The sequence below is a fragment of the Weissella tructae genome (assembly GCF_000732905.1).
In the GTDB taxonomy this organism is placed as follows: domain Bacteria; phylum Bacillota; class Bacilli; order Lactobacillales; family Lactobacillaceae; genus Weissella; species Weissella tructae.
Genome location: NZ_CP007588.1, coordinates 580,557 through 596,469 on the forward strand (window position 1 = coordinate 580,557; position 15,913 = coordinate 596,469).

A 15,913-nucleotide genomic window follows, 5' to 3' on the forward strand; every position below is an offset into this window, starting at 1 on the left:
ATATGGGAGATCAACCGCAAGGACTTACAAGTATGGGTGACATGCTTAAAGAAATCATGGATCATCAAGGTCTAACAGGTCCATTCGCTGAAATTCAAAAAAGTGTACTGGATGATGTTGAAGTTCGGCAATTTTTGAATGAACACAATGATCAAATTGATGCAGATATGATTCGACGCGATTTTTCAGTACTTTTTGAATATGTCGACCAACGCGACCGTGCCAACAATGGGCAATTCGTGGTTCATCGTGGATATAAGCCAGTATTGGCTTTTAATGACCATCAAATCACGGTCTTGTATCAACCTGATGAAGAAAGTCTACAACAGCGTCAACATCAACAAACGGCAAAGCTTGTGCAAACAGTGGCCATGTCTGACAAGATGGTCGCACGTGCCTCATTAACTGACTTTTCAATGGATGATGATGAACAAGCCTTAGCGGTCGTTGCGGTGATTAATTTTATTCGTCAATACGATCCTAAGTCACCAACTTACCAAAAAGGACTTTATATCCAAGGTCCTTATGGGGTTGGGAAGACACATTTGATGGCTGCAATGGCTAATGCATTTGCACAAAAGAATGTTCCGGTAACATTAGTTCATTTTCCAAGCTTTATTAATGAATTAAAGGCAAGTTTTGATAAACCAGGTATCAGTTTAACTGATCAATTAACAACCATTAAACAAGTGCCGATTCTAGTCATTGATGACATTGGCGCAGAATCATTGTCTGCTTGGAGTCGTGATGATATTTTAGCCGTTATCCTAGAATATCGTATGCAAAACGAACTCCCAACATTTTTCACATCTAATTTCTCAATGGATGCCTTAGAAAAAGATTTCTTGCCATTTTCAAAGGATGGTAAAGAACCTGTGAAGGCTGACCGTTTAATGCAACGTATCCGTTTCTTAGCCTCAGAAACACCGATGCATGGACAAAATAAGCGTCTGTCATAATGCAGCGCAAATCATTAACATTTTTGCGTCCCTGGCTGTTACTCTTACTTGTGACACTGGGGACGTTTGTGTTTTTAAAGCATGATGCTTTTTTATACACACAACCCATTGCACAAGTTACTGATACCAAAATCACTGAGGCAAACGAAGTAAGTGACCAATTTGGTAATCAAGTTACTCAATCTAAACAAGCTGTGGCGGCAACCTTATTAAACGGTCCTGAAAAAGGACAGTCAATTTCATTGGAACATGAATTTGATACTTCAGGTGCACTGTATACAAAACTACAACCAAAAGAACAATTGTTTGTCCTACATCGAGAAGGGCAAACATGGCAGGTACAAAATCTTAAACGTGATCATCTGTGGATCCCCATGTTGGTCTTTATTTTAGGAGCTATGTTTATTTTATTTGGTAAAAACAGCTATCGAATTGCCTTAGCTACATTAATGAACGTTTGTTTATTTATGTTTTTCTTGTTTTTGGACCTGAAATTGCCTAATCCTAACGTCTTTCAGGTGTTTATTGTCTTTGCATTAGGAGCAACCTTACTGACAACCGGAATTATTCTTGGTTTTAAAAGTAGAAGCGCTTGGATTATCAATCTAACGGTTATAACAACGAGTATTGTGACGATGGCACTATCATTTCTTGTTTTTTATCTGACTGGTCAAAAGGGCATTTACTATGAACATATGGATTTTGTAACGCAAGATCCGGCTAGTTTATTTCTTGCGATGACATTGGTCGGATTACTTGGCGCTGTACTAGATGAAGCCACAGATATTACGGTGACGATTGACGCGTTACTTGAGGTCCGACCTGATATGAGTTGGCAAGCAATCGTTCAAGCTGGGCGAGAAGTAGGGCAAACCATCTTTGGGGCTTTAAATAATGTTTTGCTGTTGATATTTATCGCCGAACAAATCCCTCTAGCAGTCCTATACCTAAGAAACGGTAATTCCTGGGATTACACCTTTAAAGCAACATTGTCCCTTGGCTTTATTCAAACATTGATTAGTGCCATTGGTATCGTTATTACAGTACCCATTTGTCTAGGATTTATCTTATTATTCCGCCGTAAGAGAGGGGGACGCTAATGACAGTTATGTTTGTACTAAGTGTTATTTTATTTGTGTTGATGTGGCTTATTGGCGGACTTAAAGGTTTGGGAGCGTTCTTTAGTTTAGGGATTAACATCCTGATACTAGTCGTGTTAACAACACTCTTAAGTTGGGGCTTTAATTTATATATTGTGGTCGGTTTAGGCGCTATTATGATTTTGACGGTGACGATTATTAGTTCTGGGGCAGACGAAGATACTGCAACAACCGCAATGATTGTTAGTACCTTCATTATGATCATTTTAATCGTGTTGATTGTGCCAATCGTGACCTATACGAAAGCATTTGGTTTTGCGGGTGAACATGCATCGATGTTAGAAAGTTTGTCACTAACCATTCCGGTTAATTTCATGAACTTAACCATCGCTGCAACATTATTGGCCACATTAGGTGCGATTTCTGAAGCAACGGTAGCCTTTGTTGCCGCAACACACATTATTTATCGTGATGCCCCTGGACAAAAATTTAACGAGCTATATCAAGCAAGTCAAAAAGCAGGAATTGCGATAGTCGGGACAGCACTAAATACTGTTCTATTTGGTTTCTTTGCAAGTTTCTTAGGAGCAGCACTCGTCTTTGCCAAACTACAATATAGCTTGGCAGAAATTATCAATGCTAAACTATTTGTAGCAACGATGTTGTCCGTTCTATTTGCTATTTTAGGAGTATTGCTCGTATTCCCAATCACATTAATCTGTTTTTATTATCAACGCCAAGATTCTTAGGTTAAAAGTCGTGAAACAGCGGTATATGACCGGTGAAAGTATGCTAAAATAAATGTGAATAAATGAATCTATAGGATTCAGAAGAAAGTTTAGGTAAATGAGATGACCAATAACGTATTGATTATTGAAGATGAAGATAACTTGGCACGCTTTGTAGAATTAGAACTACAACATGAAGGGTATGCCACGCAAATCAAAGACAATGGCCGCAGCGGGTTGGATGAAGCTCTTGCGAATAACTATGATTTAATCTTGCTCGATTTGATGTTACCTGAACTAAGTGGGCTTGAGGTAGCACGTCGACTTCGTGAAGTGAAAAACACACCAATTATTATGATGACCGCACGTGATTCTGTATTGGATCGTGTATCTGGTCTAGACTATGGGGCAGATGATTATGTTGTTAAGCCATTTGCCATTGAAGAATTATTGGCGCGTTCACGTGCATTACTACGTCGAATTGATATTGAGACGGTTGAACATGGTACAACTAAGAGCGTTGTGACATACCGTGACTTAACAATTGAAAAAGAAAATCGTATTGTTCGTCGTGGCGATGAAATTATTAACTTAACAAAACGCGAATATGAACTGTTGTTGATTTTGATGGAGAATGTCAACGTTGTACAATCACGGGAAGAATTACTAAAGAATGTTTGGGGCTACGATGCTGATATTGAAACAAATGTCGTCGATGTTTACATTCGTTACTTGCGTAATAAGATTGATCAACCAGGCGCTGGACAAGTGTCTTACATTCAAACAGTTCGTGGGACTGGGTATGTTATGCGTCAGTAGACGATAGGGAGAACTAATGGCTATTTTAAAACCCATTACAAAAAAAACACCTGACAATCAACCGATTTCCTTACAAAGGAAATGGACTTTTGGATCTATTGTCGGTGTTTTTTTTGTATTCATTACCTTTGCTTGGTTTTTAGTAATTGCATTTTCAAATCAATTAATCCAAACCGAAAAATCTAATCTAACGACATCAATGGGTACAGTTGTAACCGAATTACAGCATCTGAATACATCAGACTTAACACTTAAAGATGTTGACCGTTTAAACGCAACGATGTCACCAGCGATGCAGCAAATCACCCGTGCAGATTATGAATATTCTGTTTATAACCAAGCGGGCGAACAAATTTTTCCAATAAATCCTGCCAAATATGATTTCCAGAAAAGTAAATCATTTAGTGTTCAAGAAACACGCCAGGGCAGTGAAACTCATTTGATTGCAAAACAAGCGTTATACAATCAAGATGGTGAATTAATTGGATATCTCCAAGGTGTTAATACATTAGCAACTTTGCACGCCACCTTTAAACGTATTTACTTAATTATTGTCGTCTCAATTGTTTTAGGCTTAATTTTGTTATCTATCTGGAATTACTGGTTGGTTAATTATCTTATTCAACCAGTTCGTGATATGACTAATCTTGCTGATGAAATTCGGAATGATCCAAGCTCACCTAAACGTGTCACGATTACAACAAAGCACAATGATGAATTAACGGGATTAGCATCACTTTTGAATAGTATGTTAGACCAAATTCAAACATTCATCACCCAGCAACAACAATTCGTGGAAGACGTCTCTCATGAATTACGAACTCCTGTGGCAATTGTCAAAGGACATATGGAATTACTTAATCGTTGGGGAAAGGACGACCCTAAAATCTTAGCGGAATCTATTGAAGCATCGTTACAAGAAATTTCTCGTATGCAAGGCTTGATTCAAGAAATGCTAGATATGACACGTGCCGATCAAGTCGAGATTGCTTTTAAAAAGGAGCATACCGATCTACGACAAGTCGTAAAAGCGGTGTTCGGTAACTATCAAATGATTACACCGGACTTTACTTTTTATCTAGATGATGACTTGAATAAGCCAACTTTTGTAAATATGAGTCGCGATCACTTGGAACAAATTTTGATTATTCTAACTGACAATGCGGTTAAGTATAGTCAAACACGCCATGAAATTCACTTTGCAATGTCTAAAAATGGCCATTTTGTAGAAGTTGCTATTCAAGACTTTGGTGAGGGACTTTCTACTGAAGATGCGAAGCACGTCTTTGATCGTTTTTACCGTGTTGACAAAGCGCGTTCACGTAAGCAAGGTGGAAATGGCCTAGGCTTAAGTATTGCGCAGAAATTAGTTGAAGGTTACGGTGGTGAAATTTGGTTAGAATCAGCATTAGGTGAAGGTTCTATTTTCCATTTGAAATTACCTATTAACAAATAAAATAAGGAAGTAATATTATGATTATTCGCCACGCAATCTTACACATTATCGATAAAGATTCTGGTAACTTAATTGCATCGCAAGACGAGATGTCTTTAGATACACCTACCGTTCATGATTATTTGGCTGGTATCATTAACAAATTTGACCAAGGTGATTTCAAGCCTGGGCAATTAACGGATGCTGATTACTTGGGCCAGATGGTCAACGCGGATAGTGATGTATCGTTTGTAGAACGTTCTACGCAATTAGCTGAAAAATTATTCGCCATTATTGCTGCAAGTCCAGATGTGCCGGCCGGTGATCTATTCTTCGTTGAATACGCTGAAGGGCAAGATGATTTTTTCGCCATTCTAAAAATGAACTTGGCACCGCACTATACTCACATGGTTGATTATCGTGAAAACGATCTCGTTAACCAAGTTATTTTAAACCAAGCGATTTTGCCGGATCCTACACAACGTGTTCAAGAAGGGGTCGTTGTTAACTTGATGACTGGTGAATTCCAATTAATCGAAAAACAATACATCATCGATGGGCATCGTGTGAATTATTTCTCTGAGAAATTCTTAGAAGTGGAACCAGCAGAATCTACAAAGGACAATATCAAAACAATTAAACAAACCGTTAAAAAGGTTGCGAACAAATTTGATATTCCTGAGCACGAAGCATTTTCTAAGACACAAGATGCTATTTTAGAAAGTATGCATGATAATAACGGTGACGTTCGTACCTCAGATATTGCAGATGCGGTTTTCTCTGGTAATGTTGCCGCAAAAGAAGCGTATACTGAAATTGCGACAGATAAGTCACTAGATGATACATTTACTGTGCCAAACCAACAAGCATATGAAAAGAAGTACCAAGTACAACGCTTTAAATTAGATTCTGGTATTGAAATTGCTATTCCAGCTGATATTTATCAGGATAAAAATAAAATCGAATTTATTAATAATCCTGATGGTAGTATGTCACTTGTTATCAAGGATATCGAATCAATTATTAATAAATTTACATCATAATGTACGTGTAATGTACATTGTCGTCTTTATCGAAAAACTGTATACTTAATAAGTTAAGTTTTTAAATAGGAGAGTAGTAATGGATAATAAAAAGATTCATCTTGGCGCCTTAGTCATGATGATGTTTACAACCATTTTTGGTTTCGCAAATGGACCTGTTGCATTTATGCAAATGGGATATGCGGCCATTATTTGGTACGTCTTGGGAGCTGTATTCTTCTTCTTGCCTACATCAATGATGTACGCTGAGTTTGGATCATCTTTTAAGGATGAAAAGGGTGGTATTTACTCTTGGATGGAACGTTCATTAGGTAAGAAGATTGCCTTTATCGCGACATTCATTGGTCTTGCTGCCTGGTTTGTTTGGATGATTAACATCTCACAAAAAGTGTGGATTCCATTCTCAACAATCTTTGCAGGAAAAGATACTACACAAACTTGGTCAATCTTAGGATTGTCTGGGACACAAACAGTTGGAATTCTTGCGGTATTGTTTATCGCCGCAGTGGCATTCTTTGTTACACGTGGTGTACAAGGAATTTCTCGTATTTCTTCTCTTGGTGGAATGTTCGTCATGGGTATGAACATCATCTTGGTTGTTGTGTCTGTAATCGTTTTGTTTGCGAATGGTGGGCAATTTGCTGAACCAATCGTCGCAGAATCATTCATCGTCCCACAAAACCCAGCTTTCCAATCACCAATGCAATTGATTTCATTTGCGTTGTATGCAGTATTCGCATATGCTGGTTTGGAACAAATGGGTGGGCTAATGCCTGACATTGATAAGGCTGAAAAGACTTATCCTCGTGCCGCATTGATTGCTACAACAGTTATTGGTATCGGTTATGCTGCATCAATCTTACTATGGGGTGTTACAACAAACTGGTTGAATCTTTCAAATCTAGATTCAGCTAACCTAGGTAACGTCACATATGTATTGATGAACAACTTAGGGGTTGAACTAGGGCATGCCGTTGGTTTGTCAGCTAGCGCTGCTATTACACTTGGTGCTTGGTTCGCACGTTTTGCTGGACTAGGTATGTTCATGGCCTATGTTGGATCATTCTTTGTTCTAACATACTCACCATTGAAGTCATTTATCTTAGGTTCTCCTAAGGAAATTTGGCCTAAGTCAGTGACTCGTCTAAACAAGAACGGGGTACCACAAGTAGCGGTTTGGATCCAAGCAGCACTTGTTATCGTGTTTGTTCTTGCCATTTCATTCGGTGGACAAAACGCCGGACAACTATACTTGATTATGACTAACATGGGTAATGTTTCATCAACACTTCCATACGTGTTCTTGGTAGCAGCATTCCCATTGTTCAAGCGTCTAAGTGACGTTGAACGTCCATTCGTATTCTTCAAGTCACACACATCAACACTTATTGTGACATTGTTAGTTGAAGCTTTGATTGTGACATCAATCGTTATGACAGTTGTGCCATTGTTTGTAAATGGTGATTACTTCAACGCTATCTGGACAATTATCGGACCAATTTTCTTTGCTATCTTGGCCTGGTCTTTGTATACACGTGCTGAACGTAAGTACGGTAAGTTATAAAAATAATGCATGTTAAAAAAGCTCCTAGAGATACTAATCTCTGGGAGCTTTTTCGTTATACAGATGATGGACTGGTATCTTCGCGCGCTAAAAATATTTTAATGAGCGGAATGATATTGGGCACGTTTGATTGTTAATCATGGTGATCATTCTATTCTTTTTATCGATTGTAGCAATATTTTTACGGTTCACAACATACGACGCATGACATTTTAAAAAGTCGGGGTTTAATTCCTCAAACTCTGAAATTTTGCCATAAAATGTGAGTAACCCCTGTAACGTGTGCAGTTTAATCTTATGCGCAACAGGAGCGGTTTCAAAAAAAAGGATGTCTTTATGGAATACCTTTTTGGTAATTGTTCCAATCTTAATCGTCATAAATGTTTCGTTAGCAGTGTTTGATTTATCCCGTTTTTCCAATTCTGCTAAGCAGGCGAAGATTTCTGTTCGCATCTCTGGGACAGTCGATTTTGCAATGAAATCAAATGCTTCAACTTTGTATTTAAAGGTAATTGGTGTCAATTCAGCATGTGTCGTTATAAAGATGATTTTACCGTCAGAATCATGTGTTCTTATTTGTGAGGCTAGTTCGATCCCATTAATATCCGCATTTAAATCAATGTCTAAGAAGTAAATATAGTCCGAAGATGGGGCCAATTGTACCTGTTTTAATATATCTGAATACGAAGTTGAAGCACATATGATTTGCGCATTAAACTCAGATTGGTTTAAATACTCAGTAATTAGTTGTTTTATGATGTCGAGATGAATCGCATTATCTTCACATATCAAAATTTGTTTCATGATGTTCTCCAGTATCAGTGACGACAATCAATGTTTGCGTAAATACTTGCTGCACAATCGTTGTGTCTAAAAACATGTTAGGGGAATTTTCAATAATATCTTGTAAATTGCTTAGACCGTAACCTCTATGAGATCCTTTCGTTGAATACGCCATTCGTATCAATTCATGAACAGGTGGGGTATTCTTTGAACAGGAATTGGAAATCTCAAAAATAAGGTTATTCTCTTTTTCAATGATTGCAATTGTAAGCATGCCACCAGAGATGTTGTCTAATTCTTCTAAAGCATTGTCTAAAATAATTCCCATACATCGTGTAATGGTCGTACTATTGACCGTTCTTATTGTAATATCTTCTGGAATTTCAATTCTAAGTTGAATGTTATCAGCCAAATGTAACAACTTCACTAACAAGACATTTTTCACATCATTGTTTTCTATATGATGTAATTGAATTAAATGTGGGCGCATTTTTTCATTTGTCATGTCTGTAGCGGCTCGAATATCCGAAAGGTACTGCTTAGCATCTGAAATGTCATTGTTGCGAATTAGTTCGGCTAATACGAGTAAATTATTCTCATAATCATGTTGCAGTTTTCGAATATCTCTATAACTATGTTCCATCTCAGCAACATATCGTTGATTTGCCTGCGCAATATCTTGTTGCTTTTGCAAGGTTTGTGCATGACGCAAATCATCGTCATACTTCTTAAGTATCTTGTAACTCAAGAATATGAGAACGAAAACCACAACAGTACTCACTAAAATTTCTAAATAGGTTAGTTTATCGCCGAATTTTAAATAGTCTGCTGGGAGTTTAATTGTCAGTAAGAAGAGTATGACAATTGCAAATAGCGTATTACCAATGCGGTTGTCAAACACATACGTATCTAATCTAAATGATTTTATAAGCCAAACAGATACTGCAGTTATTAAAGTAAAGAGACTAAATTGCAAGAGGTCAACATGTGCAAGAAGCGAGCTTATCAACACATTATCGCTTTGATAGGTCAACATGGTTGGCACAATATCTCTATACATTAAATCCTGCAAAAATACAGGGCCTAATAAACATAGCCCGGCTAGTAACATCGCATTTTGAAAAGACAGTCTACTAATTTTAAACGACATGGTTAACATGACGACAATGCTAACCATGATCATCATATCCATAAATAGATGAATACGCATAGAGTGTACGAACAATGTATTGACGCCCAAGTATGCGCCTAGTACACTAAACATCGCTGTTATACTGCATAGCTGCTTCTTATCCATATAAGTGTAGTTACTAATTAACCACAAGATGTAAACTTCGAAAAGTGTTAATAAATTCATTAATATAGCCATCCTTAAGCACGAAAATAAAATAGTATCGACGAGTACGATAGAAATGTAGACGTTTATGACATCGTATATTTAAGTATCTGTAATACCCCTTATAGTAAATAGGGTATTACAGAGATAAACGATTGCAGGAGAAATTATAAATGTCCAAGAAAAACATAGCAACTATTATTGTAGGTATCGTCATTTTATGGGTATGTTCAATTTTAGCCTATACACTAAGTTACACAAGCGAGCCTTCAAATACGGAAAAACAAACATCAGCATTAGTGGATCCTAAAACACGTTCCAAAAATTGGATTGCTGTTGATGCTCAAACAGGCGACATACTTGGGCAACAAAACGACAATAAAAAAGTGCCCATTGCATCATTAGTGAAAATTCTCGTTGCCTATACTGTATTAACTGAAATCGAAAATAAGCATGTTAAGCTAACCGATACCGCGACTTTAAGCCAATACGGTCATGCGATTTCTCAAGATATACAACTTACCAATGCACCCATGGCACTCAATGAGTCATATACTATTGAGGAATTATTAAACATCATGATGACTAGTTCCGCTAATAATGCGGCAATCACCTTGAGTGAACGTGTCGCAGGGTCAGAAAAAGAGTTTATGGTTTTAATGGAGAAGAACTTGGCACATATGGGCATTACTAATTATGTTTTGAAAAACGTAACAGGTCTGGATGCAACATCTATTCCAGATACGTTTAATGATTCAAGTGGCACAAATTTATTTACTTCAAACGACCTAAGTATCATGACACAAAAACTCATCAATCAATTTCCAGACATTTTAAAGATAACATCACAACCAAGTGTCGTATTCAATCATGCACAGATTAATAACACAAACCAATTTATTACGGGAGATAGTCCACAACCAAATGGTTGGCATATTCGTGGACTTAAAACAGGGACTAGCGCTTCCGCTGGCTTTGGTCTTGTAACTGTTGGTACATCCAATGTGACGAAAAATCCAATCATTGTTATTGTGCTAGATGCAAAGACCGATGATATTCGGTACGATGACACAACGTTAATTTTTGACAGCATCACAGGATAATTAAATCTGTTTCTCATAGTATATGCACGTTGGCTAACGACATCCTTAAACAGGGGTGTCGTTTTATGTATTGGTGATTAAATTGTATATCTCTACGTCTGAAGTTTATGTGTATGAACATTTAATTTTTCATATTGCAAGAATGGGTTACAAACTTTAAATAAGTGGTATAATTAAACGCATATCTAACAGGTTATCAGCAAGGCATGAACAAATGTCCATTGTGATTACTTGAATCAACATCATAAATAAGGAGCTTTCTCATGAAATTTGAAACAAATGCGATTCATGCTGGAATCCAAACAGACGGGGCAACAGGAGCAGTTGTGCCACCAATTTATCAAACATCAACATACAAGCAAGCGGAACTGGGAGGTACACCAGAATACGAATACACTCGTGGTGAAAACCCAACGCGTTTTGCAGTTGAATCAGTGATGGCTGCTTTAGAAGGGGGCCAATATGGCTTTGCCTTTTCATCAGGAATGGCTGCCATTCATGCTGTTATGTCTGCGTCTTTGAAGCAAAATGATCACTTGGTAATCGGAAACGATGTTTACGGTGGAACTTTCCGTTTGGTGACTCGCATTCTAACAGAATTGGGTATTGCATACACTGCGGTCGATACAGCAGACACAGACGCCGTACTAGCTGCATTACGTCCAGAAACAAAGATGGTCTTCCTAGAAACACCATCAAACCCATTGCTACATGTAACGGACATTCAAGCAATTTCTTCAGCAGTGAAGGCTGTCAATGAAGAAATTGTAATTGCGGTTGATAACACGTTTGCATCACCTTACAACCAACAACCATTGGCACTTGGTGCTGATATCTCAGTTGCCTCAGGAACCAAGTATCTAGGTGGACATTCTGACGTCGTGTCTGGTTTTGTTGTTGTTAAGGACAGTGACTTAGCCGACGGTATTAAGTTCATTCAAATGTCTGTTGGTGCGGTTCTTTCACCACAAGAATCATTCTTAGTTCAACGTTCGCTAAAGACTTTGGCATTGCGTGTTGAACGTCATAATGAGAATGCACAAGTATTGGCTGAATTCTTGAATAACCATGAAAAGGTGGCCAAGGTATACTACCCAGGTCTTCCTGGTACGCCTGATTATGAAATTGCGCGTAAGCAAATGTCTGGGTTCGGTGGAATGATTTCAATTGAACTACAAGAAGGCCTATCAACGAAGTCATTTGTTGAAGGATTGGAAGTCTTCACGCTGGCTGAATCACTTGGTGGCGTAGAATCATTGATCGAAGTTCCTGCGGTTATGACACATGCTTCAATTCCACGTGAGATTCGTTTAGAAAACGGTATTTCAGATGAATTAGTGCGTATTTCTGTTGGTATTGAACACATTGATGACTTACAACATGATTTAGCGGTTGCATTGGACAATTTATAAAAATATTTTTATAAAAAAGCACTCCAAAAAATGGGGTGTTTTTTTAATGCCATTTTTACAAAGATGGTAGAATATATCAAAAATGAAATGTCATTTATAAAATGGTATAGGTCTAAACGTCATTTTTATTTTTCTTTTGTGGACAATTAATGTCCATTTATCATCAAATTGCCAGAAAATGAATATTTCATGCTGTATCTATGAAAAGGTATGCGGGGGAATTTGAATAATAAAAGACCCCTCAGTGAACTTCACTAAGAGGTCTTTATTGGATTTACTTCAAGTTATCCTTAATTGTATCTACACGTTCTTCAACACGGTCTTCCAAGTTGTCTTTACGTTCATCAATACGATCGTCTAGATCTTCAAACCGTTCTTCAACCTTATCCTTGCGTTCGTGAAGACGGTCTTCCAAGTTGTCCTTACGTTCATCAATACGGTCATCTAGATTGTCAAACCGTTCTTCAACCTTATCCTTGCGTTCGTGAAGACGGTCTTCCAAGTTGTCCTTACGTTCGTCAATACGGTCGTCTAGGTCTTCAAAGCGTTCTTCAACCTTATCCTTGCGTTCATGTAGGCGATCTTCTAGGTTATCCTTACGATCGTGGATACGATCTTCCAAGTTATCAAAGCGATCTTCAATGCGATCTTCTAGGTCCTCGAAACGGTCTTCGATTTGATGTCCCAATTCCTTACCCTTTTTCTTGGTAGCCTTGAACTTGTTCTTCAACTTATCTGTAAATGACATAATACTGTCTCCTTAATATGTATTAATAGAAAGTATAATATTTCTACTATAAGCTAACATGTTACGTGATTTGTTAATATTTGTCCATTAATGTTACTAAAGGGTGGTATAGTTGTGTAAATATGCGCGTTTAAATACAAAATATTGCGGTATAATAGCACCATAGGTTCATGTACGTAGGGTATCGTGTAACAAGTATATGTACATTCTTAAGATACATGTAAGGTATTTATGGCCAATAACGTCTACATATCTTATATAGCATTTATTGATGTGGCATACTTCGTGGTATAGGCGTGAATAACACTAAATCTGCACAAATTATACCATCGCAAAAATACATATTTTCTAAAACATTAGACTTGATTACAAAAAGACAATACATATATTTAAATATGTTTTTATACATTTAAGGAAGAGGGTAATATGTTTTCATTCGTCTTATTAGCATTTATTTCTGGGCTATTATTGTCTAATCAAAGCCCCATTAACGCGCGTTTAGGTAGAGGGTTAGGATCACCATTTATTGCGGCATCATTTTCGTTTACAATCGGGACTATTTTCTTAGGAATTGTCACGTTCATCCAAACGAATACTTTATTCCCGAGCATCCAATTCATTAGCCAACAACCTGCATGGATTTGGTTAGGGGGGCTATTAGGATGTATTTACCTGACATCTAACATTTTATTGTTCCCTCGAATTGGAGCCGTTAAAACGGTCGTCTTGCCTATTTTGGGACAGATCATTATGGGGATTGCTATAGATACCTTCGGGTGGTTTGGTGCCACAAGTTCAACCTTTAACGTGCTCCAGGCGGTAGGGGTAGGAATCATGTTTACAGGTATTTTATTAACCGTCACAGTTGGTAACAACGGATTTCAATCACAACAAACGACTAATGTCACCACTATTTTGTGGATGATTTGGGCCGTTATTATTGGGATGGTATCTGCCATGCAACAAGCTATCAATGGTCATCTTGGTACATTATTACACTCATCTGTTCAAGCTGCCTTCATGTCATTTGGTATCGGGATGGTACTGATTGTGTCGGTGACACTATTCTTAACCCGACATAACTATCCCTCAAAAGACATGTTCCTTAAGGTTGAACCTTGGGCTTTCACTGGTGGAATTTTAGGGGCGTTGTTTGTCCTAACAACCGTTATCAGTGTCCCGGCGATTGGGACTGGATTAACGATTATGATGGCGTTAATTGGACAGGTTGTTGGTTCAATATTGGTTCAACAATTCGGGCTTTGGAAATCAAAACAAACAAGTGTCCAACTCAAACAAATTCTGGGTATTTTAATTATGGTCGTAGGTATCGTATTAATTAAGTTCCTATAAACTGTTATCAAAAAGAGGCAAAGCACAGATGTGCTTTGCCTCTTTTTTTCGTAAATATAAAACGTATTTTATTTTTTATAAAACAAACACTTTCCAATGAAATAGAGCCTTATAAGCCATACATTTCAAATAAAGTAAAGAGTAGTAATTAATGTTTAGAGTTGTACAATTATATGTATAGACTACTTAGTAAAAATGATCTATTATTTGGATTTTGGGAGGGATTTATGTGAACACAACACTAGCATTAAACGCTTCAGAAACGACCAAAATTTTGAATTTTTGTAGTGATGTTGGTTTGCTATTACTTGAAAGTGGGGCAGAAACATTTCGAGTCGAAGAAACAGTTGAACGTATTGGTACTGCAGCAAATTTGCCCATATCTTGCTATTCAACCATGACCTCTATTTTTATTTCTGTCCAACATACAAGCCAAACATTATTAGTGAAAACAACATTTGGAAGTTATGATTTGCAGAAAGTTGATCAGATTAATCAGTTATCACGGGATTTCGAAGCTGGGAATATTTCTTTTGAAACCTTTGCTCAGGCTGTCCATGATTTACATCAAACGTCAGAACCATTTCCTTTGTATCTACAAATGTTAGGGGCTGGGTTAGTCGCAATCGCACCAATGTTTGTGTTTAAAGCCGCCTGGACGGATTTAGCCTTAAGTTTCTTTATTGGGATTTCCGGATTCTTAGGTAGTAAATACATTACAAAATTAGGCTCTGTGCCATACTTGAGTGAAATATTTGGTGGTTTTGTAGTGGGGATATTAGGATTATTAGCGGTTAAATATGGCGTTGGAATCAATTCATACACCATTATTGTAAGTGCAATTATGCCGTTAGTACCTGGAGTCGCTATTACAAACGCGATTCGAGAGATTATTGCGAATGAGATTGTTTCCGGTATCGTCCGGCTAACGAATGCCATTCTTGTTGCGGGGGCCATTAGTTTTGGGATACTTTTGGCTGTTGAATTAATCTAAGGATGGGTGAACAGTATGTCAATTAACGTGTTTATCATTGAATTATTGTTTGGATTTCTATCATCCTTAGGATTTGGACTCATCACTAATATTCCACGACGTATTTTACTTGCTGCGGGATTTACCGGTGCGATGTCGTGGGGTGCGTACTATATATTTAGCTTATTTACCGCATACCAAGTGGTGTGGCCGAATTTATTAGCAACAACGATTATCGGATTCTTAGGTAATTATTTCGCCCATCGCCTAAAAACACCGGCGACGATGATTTATATTCCTAGTTTAGTTTCACTAGTTCCTGGTGGTTTAGCAGCCGTCGGACTCCAAAACTTTACAACTGGTCATAGTGCACAAGCAAGTGAGCAATTACTAGTTGTACTATTAACAGCCGTCGCCTTAGCTGCTGGTTTCATCGTGGGGGAAACTTTGTTTAAGATGGCGTTGTCCGTTGTGCATAAATTACCTTATAACTTCCATCATAAGTAACTTTTACTAAGAGCATCTATAACCGTTATTTTATTATTCAGGAGGATTAT

General features: G+C 37.6%; 15 protein-coding genes. 12 read left to right on the forward strand and 3 right to left on the reverse strand.

Annotated elements, in window-relative coordinates; translation table 11 throughout:
* The first annotated feature begins 2 nt into the window (after positions 1-2).
* From dnaI to yjeM, 7 genes are all read left to right on the forward strand, one after another.
* Positions 3-959 (forward strand): primosomal protein DnaI, encoded by a 957-nt coding sequence (dnaI, locus tag WS08_RS02840; protein ID WP_009765396.1) that lies wholly within the window; start codon positions 3-5, stop codon positions 957-959.
* A complete protein-coding gene (locus WS08_RS02845; RefSeq protein ID WP_009765395.1) occupies positions 959-2,059 on the forward strand; it encodes a YibE/F family protein in 1,101 nt (366 codons plus the stop codon). The genes dnaI and WS08_RS02845 overlap by 1 nt, the downstream gene beginning before the upstream one ends.
* Positions 2,059-2,808, forward strand: a complete 750-nt coding sequence (locus WS08_RS02850) for a YibE/F family protein (RefSeq protein ID WP_009765394.1) — start codon at positions 2,059-2,061, stop codon at positions 2,806-2,808. The genes WS08_RS02845 and WS08_RS02850 overlap by 1 nt, the downstream gene beginning before the upstream one ends.
* Before the next feature lie 102 nt (positions 2,809-2,910).
* Positions 2,911-3,606 carry a response regulator transcription factor gene (locus WS08_RS02855; protein ID WP_009765393.1) on the forward strand — a complete coding sequence of 232 codons (696 nt, stop codon included), beginning with the start codon at positions 2,911-2,913 and terminating at the stop codon, positions 3,604-3,606.
* A 16-nt stretch (positions 3,607-3,622) separates the two neighbouring features.
* Complete coding sequence (locus WS08_RS02860; protein WP_009765392.1) at positions 3,623-5,062, forward strand: HAMP domain-containing sensor histidine kinase; 1,440 nt, start codon at positions 3,623-3,625, stop codon at positions 5,060-5,062.
* A 17-nt stretch (positions 5,063-5,079) separates the two neighbouring features.
* Positions 5,080-6,084: a nucleoid-associated protein gene (locus WS08_RS02865; protein ID WP_009765391.1), complete on the forward strand. Its 1,005-nt coding sequence runs from the start codon at positions 5,080-5,082 to the stop codon at positions 6,082-6,084.
* A 79-nt stretch (positions 6,085-6,163) separates the two neighbouring features.
* Positions 6,164-7,648, forward strand: coding sequence for a glutamate/gamma-aminobutyrate family transporter YjeM (yjeM, locus tag WS08_RS02870; protein WP_009765390.1), 1,485 nt, complete (start codon positions 6,164-6,166; stop codon positions 7,646-7,648).
* 87 nt (positions 7,649-7,735) lie between these two features.
* Here the strand turns inward: yjeM and WS08_RS02875 are convergent, their stop codons facing one another.
* A complete protein-coding gene (locus tag WS08_RS02875; RefSeq protein ID WP_009765389.1) occupies positions 7,736-8,452 on the reverse strand; it encodes a LytR/AlgR family response regulator transcription factor in 717 nt (238 codons plus the stop codon).
* Positions 8,430-9,788 carry a sensor histidine kinase gene (locus WS08_RS02880; RefSeq protein ID WP_009765388.1) on the reverse strand — a complete coding sequence of 453 codons (1,359 nt, stop codon included), beginning with the start codon at positions 9,786-9,788 and terminating at the stop codon, positions 8,430-8,432. Before WS08_RS02880 ends, WS08_RS02875 begins: the two co-directional genes overlap by 23 nt.
* Positions 9,789-9,940: 152 nt before the next feature.
* Here WS08_RS02880 and WS08_RS02885 point away from each other — a divergent pair, with 152 nt between their 5' ends.
* Both WS08_RS02885 and WS08_RS02890 read left to right on the forward strand, forming a co-directional pair.
* Positions 9,941-10,870, forward strand: a complete 930-nt coding sequence (locus tag WS08_RS02885) for a D-alanyl-D-alanine carboxypeptidase family protein (RefSeq protein WP_009765387.1) — start codon at positions 9,941-9,943, stop codon at positions 10,868-10,870.
* Between the two features lie 263 nt (positions 10,871-11,133).
* Positions 11,134-12,282, forward strand: a complete 1,149-nt coding sequence (locus WS08_RS02890) for a trans-sulfuration enzyme family protein (protein WP_009765386.1) — start codon at positions 11,134-11,136, stop codon at positions 12,280-12,282.
* 274 nt (positions 12,283-12,556) lie between these two features.
* On the opposite strand, the gene WS08_RS02895 is transcribed toward WS08_RS02890, so the two are convergent.
* Positions 12,557-13,030 (reverse strand): BdrQ-like protein, encoded by a 474-nt coding sequence (locus WS08_RS02895; RefSeq protein WP_009765385.1) that lies wholly within the window; start codon positions 13,028-13,030, stop codon positions 12,557-12,559.
* Positions 13,031-13,456: 426 nt separating this feature from the next.
* Between WS08_RS02895 and WS08_RS02900 the strand changes: the two genes are divergently transcribed.
* The 3 genes from WS08_RS02900 to WS08_RS02910 all read left to right on the forward strand — a co-directional run bounded on the left by WS08_RS02900 (position 13,457) and on the right by WS08_RS02910 (position 15,863).
* Complete coding sequence (locus tag WS08_RS02900) at positions 13,457-14,383, forward strand: DMT family transporter (RefSeq protein WP_009765384.1); 927 nt, start codon at positions 13,457-13,459, stop codon at positions 14,381-14,383.
* Between the two features lie 229 nt (positions 14,384-14,612).
* Positions 14,613-15,377, forward strand: a complete 765-nt coding sequence (locus WS08_RS02905) for a threonine/serine exporter family protein (protein ID WP_009765383.1) — start codon at positions 14,613-14,615, stop codon at positions 15,375-15,377.
* A 15-nt stretch (positions 15,378-15,392) separates the two neighbouring features.
* A complete protein-coding gene (locus tag WS08_RS02910; protein ID WP_009765382.1) occupies positions 15,393-15,863 on the forward strand; it encodes a threonine/serine exporter family protein in 471 nt (156 codons plus the stop codon).
* The last annotated feature ends 50 nt before the right edge of the window (positions 15,864-15,913 follow it).

Bases quoted from the DNA above. Each gene is read 5' to 3' on its own strand.
- dnaI (WP_009765396.1), top strand. From the start codon at position 3: ATGGGAGATCAACCGCAAGGACTTACAAGTATGGGTGACATGCTTAAA.
- WS08_RS02845 (WP_009765395.1), top strand. From the start codon at position 959: ATGCAGCGCAAATCATTAACATTTTTGCGTCCCTGGCTGTTACTCTTA.
- WS08_RS02850 (WP_009765394.1), top strand. From the start codon at position 2,059: ATGACAGTTATGTTTGTACTAAGTGTTATTTTATTTGTGTTGATGTGG.
- WS08_RS02855 (WP_009765393.1), top strand. From the start codon at position 2,911: ATGACCAATAACGTATTGATTATTGAAGATGAAGATAACTTGGCACGC.
- WS08_RS02860 (WP_009765392.1), top strand. From the start codon at position 3,623: ATGGCTATTTTAAAACCCATTACAAAAAAAACACCTGACAATCAACCG.
- WS08_RS02865 (WP_009765391.1), top strand. From the start codon at position 5,080: ATGATTATTCGCCACGCAATCTTACACATTATCGATAAAGATTCTGGT.
- yjeM (WP_009765390.1), top strand. From the start codon at position 6,164: ATGGATAATAAAAAGATTCATCTTGGCGCCTTAGTCATGATGATGTTT.
- WS08_RS02875 (WP_009765389.1), bottom strand. From the start codon at position 8,452: ATGAAACAAATTTTGATATGTGAAGATAATGCGATTCATCTCGACATC.
- WS08_RS02880 (WP_009765388.1), bottom strand. From the start codon at position 9,788: ATGAATTTATTAACACTTTTCGAAGTTTACATCTTGTGGTTAATTAGT.
- WS08_RS02885 (WP_009765387.1), top strand. From the start codon at position 9,941: ATGTCCAAGAAAAACATAGCAACTATTATTGTAGGTATCGTCATTTTA.
- WS08_RS02890 (WP_009765386.1), top strand. From the start codon at position 11,134: ATGAAATTTGAAACAAATGCGATTCATGCTGGAATCCAAACAGACGGG.
- WS08_RS02895 (WP_009765385.1), bottom strand. From the start codon at position 13,030: ATGTCATTTACAGATAAGTTGAAGAACAAGTTCAAGGCTACCAAGAAA.
- WS08_RS02900 (WP_009765384.1), top strand. From the start codon at position 13,457: ATGTTTTCATTCGTCTTATTAGCATTTATTTCTGGGCTATTATTGTCT.
- WS08_RS02910 (WP_009765382.1), top strand. From the start codon at position 15,393: ATGTCAATTAACGTGTTTATCATTGAATTATTGTTTGGATTTCTATCA.